This window comes from Labrys sp. WJW (assembly GCF_001676615.1).
Classification (GTDB): Bacteria; Pseudomonadota; Alphaproteobacteria; order Rhizobiales; family Labraceae; genus Labrys; species Labrys sedimenti.
The window spans coordinates 126250-135798 of record NZ_LYXZ01000009.1 but is presented as its reverse complement, the minus strand read 5'-3'; the positions used below and the strand labels follow the sequence as shown (position 1 = coordinate 135798).

At 63.7% G+C, this 9549-nt stretch carries 11 protein-coding genes; 7 read left to right on the top strand and 4 right to left on the bottom strand.

All coding sequences use genetic code 11. The features are described 5' to 3' along the window. The coding region (locus tag BA190_RS36665) for a hypothetical protein (protein ID WP_210185274.1) at positions 1 to 274 on the top strand (274 nt) is incomplete at its 5' end. 8 nt (positions 275 to 282) lie between these two features. Here BA190_RS36665 and BA190_RS06560 read toward each other — a convergent pair. After that, positions 283 to 1572: an epoxide hydrolase family protein gene (locus BA190_RS06560; RefSeq protein ID WP_371260295.1), complete on the bottom strand. Its 1290-nt coding sequence runs from the start codon at positions 1570 to 1572 to the stop codon at positions 283 to 285. Between the two features lie 312 nt (positions 1573 to 1884). On the opposite strand from BA190_RS06560, the gene BA190_RS06550 reads away from it, so the two are divergent. Genes BA190_RS06550 through BA190_RS06535 form a run of 4 tightly spaced genes read left to right on the top strand, consistent with a single transcriptional unit; the run spans position 1885 to position 4891 of the window. Next, on the top strand, positions 1885 to 2925 hold the full coding sequence (locus BA190_RS06550) for an alpha/beta fold hydrolase (RefSeq protein ID WP_068284460.1): 1041 nt from the start codon (positions 1885 to 1887) through the stop codon (positions 2923 to 2925). Positions 2926 to 2963: 38 nt separating this feature from the next. Next, the gene (locus BA190_RS06545; protein ID WP_156771385.1) at positions 2964 to 3485 is read left to right on the top strand and encodes a cytochrome P460 family protein; all 522 of its coding nucleotides are present in this window, start codon (positions 2964 to 2966) and stop codon (positions 3483 to 3485) included. Positions 3486 to 3517: 32 nt separating this feature from the next. Then, a complete protein-coding gene (locus tag BA190_RS06540) occupies positions 3518 to 4045 on the top strand; it encodes an isoprenylcysteine carboxyl methyltransferase family protein (protein WP_068284419.1) in 528 nt (175 codons plus the stop codon). 60 nt (positions 4046 to 4105) lie between these two features. Then, positions 4106 to 4891: an alpha/beta fold hydrolase gene (locus tag BA190_RS06535; protein WP_068284417.1), complete on the top strand. Its 786-nt coding sequence runs from the start codon at positions 4106 to 4108 to the stop codon at positions 4889 to 4891. Between the two features lie 224 nt (positions 4892 to 5115). Here BA190_RS06535 and BA190_RS06530 read toward each other — a convergent pair whose 3' ends face one another. Next, entirely contained in the window at positions 5116 to 5877 is a 762-nt protein-coding gene (locus BA190_RS06530) for an FkbM family methyltransferase (protein ID WP_068284415.1), read from the bottom strand. A gap of 445 nt (positions 5878 to 6322) precedes the next feature. On the opposite strand from BA190_RS06530, the gene tsaA reads away from it, so the two are divergent. Next, positions 6323 to 6817, top strand: a complete 495-nt coding sequence (gene tsaA, locus BA190_RS06525; RefSeq protein WP_068284414.1) for a tRNA (N6-threonylcarbamoyladenosine(37)-N6)-methyltransferase TrmO — start codon at positions 6323 to 6325, stop codon at positions 6815 to 6817. Positions 6818 to 6975: 158 nt separating this feature from the next. Here tsaA and BA190_RS06520 read toward each other — a convergent pair whose 3' ends face one another. Together BA190_RS06520 and BA190_RS06515 are read right to left on the bottom strand one after the other, a co-directional pair. Continuing rightward, positions 6976 to 7623, bottom strand: coding sequence for a pyridoxal 5'-phosphate synthase (locus BA190_RS06520; RefSeq protein WP_245314592.1), 648 nt, complete (start codon positions 7621 to 7623; stop codon positions 6976 to 6978). A gap of 6 nt (positions 7624 to 7629) precedes the next feature. Then, on the bottom strand, positions 7630 to 8406 hold the full coding sequence (locus tag BA190_RS06515; RefSeq protein WP_068284412.1) for a class I SAM-dependent methyltransferase: 777 nt from the start codon (positions 8404 to 8406) through the stop codon (positions 7630 to 7632). 163 nt (positions 8407 to 8569) lie between these two features. Between BA190_RS06515 and BA190_RS06510 the strand changes: the two genes are divergently transcribed. Then, entirely contained in the window at positions 8570 to 9472 is a 903-nt protein-coding gene (locus tag BA190_RS06510) for a LysR family transcriptional regulator (RefSeq protein ID WP_068284410.1), read from the top strand. The last annotated feature ends 77 nt before the right edge of the window (positions 9473 to 9549 follow it).

Below are 9549 nucleotides of genomic sequence, written 5' to 3'. Positions count from 1 at the left end.
AAATAAAAAGTCACCCGCCGAAGCGGCGGGTGTTGTTGAGATCAATAATATCATTACAATTTCTTCGTCACCTTCGGCTCATCGCGCGTGGCGGAAGCCGCGAACACAGGCCAGTTGTCGCCGGGAATCTCACCATTGCCTGCCGTATTTCTCGGCGAAGAACGGCATGACCGATGCAACCCTTGCGGATCTCTCCACGAAAGCTGCCAGAACAGGCAAACAACAACGTCAGGGTTTCAATGGCGCCCGCCTAGATGGGAACGGGCGCCGATAGTGATCGCGTCAGCGCAGCGACCGGAAGGCGGCGCGAACTTCCTGCACGAAGAGGTCCGGCTGCTCCCAGGCTGCGAAATGGCCGCCATTCCCAGCCTCGCTGAAATAGACGAGGTTGTGATAGCACCGCTCCGCCCAACTCCGGGGCGCGCGATAGATCTCGCCCGGGAACACCGTCACGGCGACCGGCAGTTCGGGAATGTCGACGGCGTTGAAATTGTTGGAGTGGTCTTCCCAATAGATGCGCGCCGCCGAAGCGCCCGTCTGGGTCAACCAGTAGAGGGAGATGTCGTCGAGCATCTCGTCCTTGGTCAGCACCTTCTCCGGATCGCCGCCGCTATAGGTCCAGGTGGCGAATTTCTCATACATCCACGCGGCCATGCCCACGGGTGAATCCACCAGGGAATAGCCGATGGTCTGCGGGCGCGTGACCATCATGGTCGCATAGCCCGAGCTGTCCTTGTAGAAGAGATCGAGGGCGTCGAAGGCCCGCCGCTCGTCCGGCGTGAGGCTTGCCGGCGCCGGACCGCCCGCCGTCAGGATCGCGGCGATCTCCTTGGGCACCGTTCCCGGCATGTTGACATGGATGCCGATCAGGCCGGGCACCTTCTGCAGGGCCATGCGGTGGGAGATCACCGAGCCGCAATCGCCGCCCTGCGAAACATAGCGCTCATAGCCCAGGCGCCGCATCAGCACGGACCAGGCCCGGCCGATATGGTCGGAGCCCCAGCCCTTGGCAGTCGGCTTGCCCGAGAAGCCGAAGCCGGGGATCGAGGGCACCACCAGGTGGAAGGCATCCTCGGCCTTGCCGCCATATCTGGTGGGATCGACCAGCGGATCCATCACCTTCATGAATTCCAGGATCGAGCCCGGCCAGCCATGGGTCATGATCATCGGCATGGCCTTGGCGTGCGGCGAGCGGATATGGATGAAATGGATGTCGAGGCCGTCGATCTCGGTCACGAACATCGGCAGAGCATTGAGCCTGGTTTCCACCTTGCGCCAGTCATAGGAATCCGCCCAATAGGCGACCAGCGGCTTCAGCCGTTCCAGCGTCACCCCTTGTGAGAAATCCGACACCGTTTCTTCCGGCCAGCGGGCAGTGTTCAAGCGCTGGCGCAGATCGGCGATGTCCGCCTCGGCAATGGCGATCTTGAAAGGCCTGATCTCACTCCCGGCCTCAGCCGCATGGAGTGCGGTGGGGATCAGGCCGACGAGCGCCGCCGCGGCGGCCGACTTCAGCAAATTGCGTCGGGAAGCATCGAAATCATTTGAAGACATGTTGTTTTTTGAAGACATGGGGCAACTCCATTCATTTCACGGCAGCCCTGCTGCCGGTGCCCCGTCTTTGGCGATGCCATGTTTGCCCGATATGTCTCCGCCGCCTCCGATCGGCATCCTGCTGTATCCGGCGAGCCAGCAGATACATTGCCATACAGGCGTCGTGCACATAGGCCGCCCCGACCGGTGGCTGCGCTGGCCGATTGTATCACTGTGTATCGAGGCGGAAGGGGCTTACATAGCCTTTCAAATCCAGCCGATGGCGACATAAGGCCGATACAGTGTTGCGGCTTTCTACGCTCACAACTTCAGCAATCGGGATTCATGTCGATGTCGGAACAAATCGATCAATCGCGCCGCGGCCTGCTCGGCACCCTGGCATTCGGTGCCGTTCTCGCGCAGCTCGGCGCGATCGGCGCCGCCAGCGCGCAGGCCAATTCCACCTCGACCGCCTCCGGCCGCGGCGCCCACACCTCCTTCGCCGCGCTCAAGCAGGTCAAGGCCGGCGTGCTCGATGTCGGCTATGCCGAGGCCGGGCCGGCAGATGGCGCTCCCATGCTGCTGCTGCATGGTTGGCCTTACGACATCCACAGCTATGTCGATGTCGCGCCGATCCTGGCGGCCGCCGGCTACCGCGTGATCGTGCCCTATCTGCGCGGCTATGGCAGCACCCGCTTCCTGTCGGCCGATACACCCCGCAATGGCCAGCAGGCGGCGCTGGGGAGCGACGTCATCGCGTTCATGGACGCCTTGAAGATCGAGAAGGCCGTCATCGGCGGCTACGATTGGGGTGCCCGCACGGCCGACATCGTCGCTGCCCTCTGGCCCGAGCGCTGCAAGGCTCTGGTCTCGGTGAGCGGCTATCTCATCGGCAGCCAGGAACTGAACAAGGCCCCCCTGCCCCCGAAGGCGGAACTGCAGTGGTGGTACCAATATTATTTCGCCACCGATCGCGGCGAAGCCGGTTATGCGAAATACACCCATGATTTTGCTCGGCTGATCTGGGAGCTCGCCTCGCCGCAATGGAAGTTCGATGACGCGACCTTCGCCCGCTCGGCGCAGGCCTTCGACAATCCCGACCATGTCGCGGTCTCGATCCACAATTATCGCTGGCGGCTCGGCCTGGCGCAGGGCGAAGCCAAATATGACGCCCTGGAAAAGAAGCTCGCCGCTCTGCCAGTGATCACCGTTCCGACGATCACCATGGAAGGCGATGCCAATGGTGCGCCTCATCCGGAGCCGGCGGCCTATGCCAAGCGGTTCTCCGGGCGCTACGAGCACCGCCTGATCACCGGCGGCATCGGCCACAATTTGCCGCAGGAAGCGCCTGAAGCCTTCGCCAAGGCAATGCTCGACGTCGCCCGTTTCTGATCCGGACCAGGACCTCGATGATGAAGACCTCAGTGATCATGCCCTTGGCCGGAGCCCTCCTGGCAGCGGCGGTCGTCGCCACGGCCGGAGCGTTCGCCCAAGGTACGAGCAGCCCCACGAGCACATCCGCAAGTGCCTCCAAGCCGGCCTCGCCGATCTATGGGGTCACCATTCCGGACGGCTACAGACAATGGGAACTGGTCGCCCCGGCGCTGGAGCACGAGCCCCTGAACGAGTTGCGCACCGTGCTCGGCAACAAGACCGCGCTCGACGCCTATCGCGCCGGAACCCTGCCCTTTCCCGATGGGACGATACTGGTCAAGCTGGCCTGGAAGCATGTCCAGTCGCCCGAATTCGAATCCGCCCTGGTACCGGGGCAGGCGACCACGGTGCAGGTCATGGTCAAGGATTCGAAGAAATATGCCGCCACCGGCGGTTGGGGCTTCGGGCGCTTCATCGACGGCAAGCCCGTGGATCAGGCCCAGCACGAGACCTGCTTTGCCTGCCACGAGGCGCGCGTGAAGGCCCGTGACTATGTCTTTACCAGGCTGGCGCCATAAGGCGCCCTGCTCCAGAGGATCCGGGAATTTCCATGCCGTTTCATCTCATCCTGTTCACCGCCGCCGCCTTTGCCTGGCGCCTCATCACGCTCGTGATTTCGGCACGGCACGAGAAGGCCTTGAAGAGGGACGGCGCGACCGAATATGGCGCGAAGAACAGCATCTTCCTCGCTGCCTCTCACGTGCTCTACTACATCTGCGCGGTCGCCGAGGCGGCGGCCGGCCTACATGAGCCAAACACGCTGGTGTCTGCCGCGGGCATCGTGGTCTATCTCGCCTCCGCCCTCGTCCTCGTCTCGGTCATCCGCTCGCTCGGCGGCCTGTGGACGATCAAGATCATCATCAGCCCGCAGCATCGGCGGGTGCAGAGCGGCTTGTTCTCGTTCGTGCGGCACCCCAACTATTTTCTGAACATCCTGCCGGAACTCATTGGTTTTACTCTGGCTCTCAATGCCTATTGGACGCTGGTGATCGGCATCCCTCTCTATCTCATTCCCCTGGTGACCCGCATCCGGCAGGAAGAGGCCGCCATGCGCGCCACCTTCGCCCCCGAGATGTAGCCGGGCGTTTTCATCCTCCACCCGACACAGGCTGCGGGTGACAACCCGAAGGAAAATCCGATGAAGAACTTCGCGAAGGGGCTGGCCGTCGGCGGCGCCCTGCTGCTGAGCGCGCCCGCACTGGCGGAGAGCGGCAAGCCGACGGTGGTGCTCGTGCATGGCGCCTTTGCCGATGCCTCGAGCTGGAACGGCGTGATCCAGCGCCTCGAAAAGGATGGCTATCCCGTCGTCGCCGCCGCCAATCCGTTGCGCAGCGTGCGCGGGGATGCGGATTCCGTGGCCAGCGTGATCGACAGCATCAAGACGCCTGTGGTGCTGGTCGGCCATTCCTATGGCGGTTCCGTCATCAGCGAGGCAGCTGCCGGCAGGGCCAATGTCCAGGCCCTCGTCTATGTCGCCGCCTTCGCACCCGACACGGGCGAAACCGCCATCGGGCTCACGGGGAAGTTCCCCGGTTCGACGCTCGGGCCGACACTGGCCCCGCCGGTGCCGATCCCGGGCGGCGGCAAGGATCTCTATATCCAGCAGGCCAAATTCCCCGATCAGTTTGCCGCCGATGTGCCCAAGGGCGAGGCAAAGCTAATGGCCGCCACGCAGCGCCCGATCGCCGAGGCCGCGCTCGGCGAAGCCTCGACCGAGCCGGCCTGGAAGACCATCCCCTCCTGGTTCGTCTATGGCGACAAGGACCGCAACATCCCGCCGCAGGCCCTCGCCTTCATGGCGGAGCGGGCCCATTCCAAGCAGACCGTGGTGGTCAAGGGCGCTTCGCATGTGGTGATGGTGTCGAACCCGGCTGCGGTCGCCAAGCTGATCGAGACGGCGGCGCAGGCTGCACCGGCCAAATAGACCGGCACTGCCGTAAGGGCATGGAGCTTCGGCGATCGCTGCTCTCCCGTAGCCCACACGATGCCCGGGACTTTCAACGAAAGGGAGCCGTCCGGATTTCGAAACCGGACGGCTTCATCCAGACAGGCGTCAGGAAACCCGGCGCCACCCCCTTGGAGGGGGTGGCATCCGCCGAATATCGGCACAGGGATGTGCGAGGGTCCGTTCGCCGTGCCGCCGGCTCCTCAATTGTCGCGCGCGGCCCCGACGACCCGCGCCAGGAACTCGACCAGCCGCGGTTCGAACCGTTCGCCGAGAAGGCACAGGCAGTCGTGGCGGTCATAGATGATCTCATAGCCGAGTTTCTCGAGAAACTCGCCGATCGCCTGCGACGCTTCGACCGAGAGCGCCACATGCTCGAACAGGATCGCCGAAGGGCGGTGACGGTCGAAATCGAAGGTGCGCAAGACGATGTCGTCGCAACCCTCGACATCGACCACCAGCAAATCCGCCGTCTCGAATCCTGTTTCCCGGCAGAGCGAGTCGAGCCGGCGCGTGGCGACCGGAACGGTCTCGATCATCCCCGCCAGATCATCATATTTGAGTTCGTGCATCATGATCGTCGGCAATGAGAAGCTGCTCAGCACGTCCTCGCCGCGGACAATGTGGAAATCGCGCCTGCCCTCCTCTGACCAGATCGCCTCGCCACGAAAAACCAGCCCAGTGCTTGTGCCGTAATGGGCACGCAGCCTTTCCATCGCAGCCGGTACCGGCTCGACCAGCAGTCCGCGCCAGCCGCCTTGGATCACGTGCCGGCTGATGGGATCGCCGCGCATGCCGTCATTGGCGCCGACCTGCACGAAGGTGACCGGCGTCCCGTCGGGTCTGATCATGGCGAGCACGTAGTCGACGATCTCGGCGAAGATGAACTTCGTGTTGCGCGGCTCCTTCTTGCAGAACACCGAACTCGAAAGGCCGGCAACGCCGGGATAGGCAGGTCGGTTCATCGCAATTTGTCACTTTCTTTGATCGTGGTGAAGCGGCACCACTCCGCAAGGACATGGCCCTCCGGGGGCAACTGCTTGCCGGGCGCCGCGGCCGGTGCGGGGCTGGACGAAGACGATGCGTCCGCCATCCCACGACCGCCAGGGTGGTGAAGCACCATAGAAAACCAATGCCGAGATTGCCAGGGTCACGCCGATCCTCGGCTTGACGACGAAGGTCGTGCCGGCCGCAACGACGAGTATCTGCTATCGTCGACCGGGACTGGGACAGGGATTTTCACGCAGCATCAGGATTGCCGCGCTTGCTGCCAATCCGCAGAATAGGTGACTCCTCATTCCCGCCGTCTTCGGCGGCGCCGGGAATGACAGCGTTCTGTCTACACGAGGGCGGATATGAAAGGCCCGGCAATATGCACGCGAGGGCAAGCTTCGCGAGAAGGATCCGAGCATGGTTCGTGAAAGCGAAATCCGGCGGAACGAGGTGGCGGTTACCCCTCCCGAGCCGACCGATGCGGGGCTTGTCTTCATTGGCCTGATACGGACACCATGGACGTCGAGGCTGATGGCCCCGCGACAGGGCCGGCCGGACGGACCGGTCTGCCGCATCGAGATCTTCGAGCCATGGCAGGCGGCACTCGACGGCATCGAGCGCTTCGAACGCCTGGAGGTCCTCTATTGGCTGCACCTGTCGCGCCGCGATCTCGTCCGTCAAAGTCCCGCCGACAACGGCACCACCCATGGCACATTCGCACTCCGCTCGCCGGTCCGCCCGAACCCGATCGGCACATCGATCGCGACGCTGGTGGCCCTTGAAGGATCGACGCTGCTGGTTCGCGGGCTGGATTGCCTGGATGGCACCCCCTTGCTGGACCTCAAGCCCGATCGCGCCCTGTTCAAACCGATCGCACCGGAGCAGCCAGGCGATCGGGAGACGCAGGCCTGAGCTAAAGCGTTTTGCGATTTGGTGGAATCACCAAGAATCGCAAAGACGCGTCGAATCAAAGAGCTGGAGCAAAAACAACGTTTCCGTCTAAACGCGCTTTGTTCTAGTTCCCTCCTCTTCTTACCTCGCACTATCGCCGGCGGGCAGGAAACGGGAAATCAGGGCCACAGCTTTTCGCGTGCCCATCCCGTCGCTTCCTGCCGGTAGCGCAGGCGTCGATGCCGACGCTCCGTATCGCCTTGCCAGAACTCCACCTCGCGCGGAGCCACGATGAAAAGACCCCAGTGCTGAGCAACCAGATCCGGCCTTTGCCGCATACGGTCCTGCTGCAATTCGAGCGCATCCCCAAGATCTTTTGTCGATGCCAGCGTCTCGCTCTGTCTGGCGGTCAGTGCGATTGCCCGTGCGCCTGCCGGGCGGGCGAGGAAGTCGACGTCGCGCTCTTGCGGGCCGGCTCGTTCGACCGAGCCGCGAATGCGCACCTGGCGCCCGAGCCGCGTCCAATAGAAGGTCAGGGCCACCTGGGGGTTGAGCGCCATCTGGCGTCCCTTCGGGCCCTGATCGGTGGTCGCGAAATGCCAGCCGCGATGATCGAGATGCTTGAGGATAAGGATGCGTGCATCCGGCGCGCCCTGCTCGTCGACGGTCGAGAGCACCATGGCATGCGGTTCTTCCACGCCGGCCTGCACCGCATCTCGGAACCACGAGGAAAACAAAAGCCGCGGATCGTCCGGTACCTCGTCGATGTCGAAGGCCGGAAGGGGACCGGCCAGCGACTTCAAGCGGCGTAATTCGTCCTTCATCATCGCCCCTCACGGCCTCGACATGATCAACCGCAGGGAGCCTTCGAAGAAGGGCTGGCTGCGGAGTTTGCCATAGCGCTTGTCCCAGGTTCCGTCCTTCAGGTCGCGACTGAGATCGGCGACGAACCGCTCGCCGACGGAGGGGTCGACAAAACTCCAGGCGGAGTTGGCAAGCCGTGCACCGGGCTCGAGCAGACGCTCCGGCCTGCCGTAATAGGCTTCGCCGAAGCCGTCGACGCAGTTCAAGGGGATGGGAACGGGCCTGATCTCGATACTGCCGGCGAGCGCGTCGGCAATCGCGGCCATGGCCGGATAACGGCGTGCCTCGACGGCGATCATCTCCGGGGCGTAGGCATGCAGCCAACAGCGTTCCAACGCATCGGGATCGCAGCTGAGAATCGCGACCGGCCCTTGCGTGACGCGGCGCATCTCCCTCAACCCCTGCCCGAGATCCGCCCATTGGTGCACCGTGAAGGTCGCCATGCTGGCATCGAAACTCCGGTCGGGGAAAGGCAGGCGTTCGGCCGTCGCATCGATTGCCGGCGACAGACGGGCCGGCCGCTGGGCTCGCATCGAGGCGGAGGGCTCGACCGCCGTCACCTTGCGGTCGATCGGTTCGTAGGACCCCGCTCCAGCGCCGACATTGAGCACGGTTGCCGCATCGCCCAAAGCTTCCAGGATGAATTGCGCGATGTGGGGATCGGGCTGGCGGTAGGTCCTGTAGCCACCGCCGATGACGCCGTAATTCGCGTCACCGGCGCTGCCATCCTCATGTCTGCCGTACATGCCCTCTCTCCTGTGCTGGCTTGGAACAAGGCGGACCGCACGCTCGCCGCGTCGCCCTTCTCTGTTCCGAAATGGCAATACCTATCTTCCGGAATACAGAAAACATCATGGTTTACAGGATGAAAATCGATATGATCGAACACTCATTGTTCGGAAATTGCACATGGCAAGGCATATCCCCTCGCTGAACGCGTTGCGTGCCTTCGAAGCGGCAGGCCGCCACGGCCTGATGACGCGCGCGGCCGAGGAACTCAACGTCACGCATAGCGCCGTCAGCCGCCAGATCCAGCATCTGGAGCAGGTTCTCGGCGTGCCGCTTTTCGAGGGCCCGAAGAACAGGCTGCGTCTGACCGATGCAGGCACGACCCTGCTGGCGGGGCTGGTGAAGGCGTTCGACCAGATCGACATGTCGGTTCGCTCGGTGGCCGACACCGAGCAGGGTCCCTTGGACGTCTCATGCCCCGGCACCTTCACCATGCGCTGGCTCATTCCGCGGCTCTACCGCTTCCAGGCCGAGTTTCCCGAGATCGAGGTGCGCCTGACAGCCTCGTCCCGCCCGGTCGATTTCAGCAGGGACGGCTTCGACGTCGCCATACGTGTGGGCGCAGCGCCCTGGCCGAAAGGAGCCGACGTCATCGGCCTGTTCCCCGAGCAGACCGGCCCGGTGCTCGCTCCACCGCTGGCTGCAGCATCATCCAGAGGCCTTGGCGGCGTACCCCAGCTTCACACGCGAACGCGGTTGCGGGCCTGGGACGACTGGCATGCGTGCTCCGGGCAATCGATCGAAGCAGGGCCGCGCGTCGAATATGAGCATTTCTACTTCATGCTGGAGGCGGCCCGGGCGGGCCTCGGCGTCTGCGTTGCACCATGGCCCTATGTCAGCGAGGACATCCATTCCGGCCGCCTGCAGGCACCGATGGGTTTCCTCGACAGCGGCCACACCTATGTCGCCCTGCGCCGGGCGAGGCGCAACCGCAAGTCCAGCCTGTTTTGCGACTGGCTTCGCACCGAAGCCATCGAGTTTCTGAAATCCGACCCGCCGACTGCCCCAGGCGCCGCACCGTAGCCCGATACCCTCGCATTGAGATCTCGAAGGCAGAGCGCCGAAGCGCCCTGCCTTCCTCTCGTTGCTATTGAGCGCTT

Coding starts and splice junctions, on each gene's coding strand:
- BA190_RS06560 (WP_371260295.1), bottom strand. CDS start 1,572: ATGTCTTCAAAAAACAACATGTCTTCAAATGATTTCGATGCTTCCCGA.
- BA190_RS06550 (WP_068284460.1), top strand. CDS start 1,885: ATGTCGGAACAAATCGATCAATCGCGCCGCGGCCTGCTCGGCACCCTG.
- BA190_RS06545 (WP_156771385.1), top strand. CDS start 2,964: ATGCCCTTGGCCGGAGCCCTCCTGGCAGCGGCGGTCGTCGCCACGGCC.
- BA190_RS06540 (WP_068284419.1), top strand. CDS start 3,518: ATGCCGTTTCATCTCATCCTGTTCACCGCCGCCGCCTTTGCCTGGCGC.
- BA190_RS06535 (WP_068284417.1), top strand. CDS start 4,106: ATGAAGAACTTCGCGAAGGGGCTGGCCGTCGGCGGCGCCCTGCTGCTG.
- BA190_RS06530 (WP_068284415.1), bottom strand. CDS start 5,877: ATGAACCGACCTGCCTATCCCGGCGTTGCCGGCCTTTCGAGTTCGGTG.
- tsaA (WP_068284414.1), top strand. CDS start 6,323: ATGGTTCGTGAAAGCGAAATCCGGCGGAACGAGGTGGCGGTTACCCCT.
- BA190_RS06520 (WP_245314592.1), bottom strand. CDS start 7,623: ATGATGAAGGACGAATTACGCCGCTTGAAGTCGCTGGCCGGTCCCCTT.
- BA190_RS06515 (WP_068284412.1), bottom strand. CDS start 8,406: ATGTACGGCAGACATGAGGATGGCAGCGCCGGTGACGCGAATTACGGC.
- BA190_RS06510 (WP_068284410.1), top strand. CDS start 8,570: ATGGCAAGGCATATCCCCTCGCTGAACGCGTTGCGTGCCTTCGAAGCG.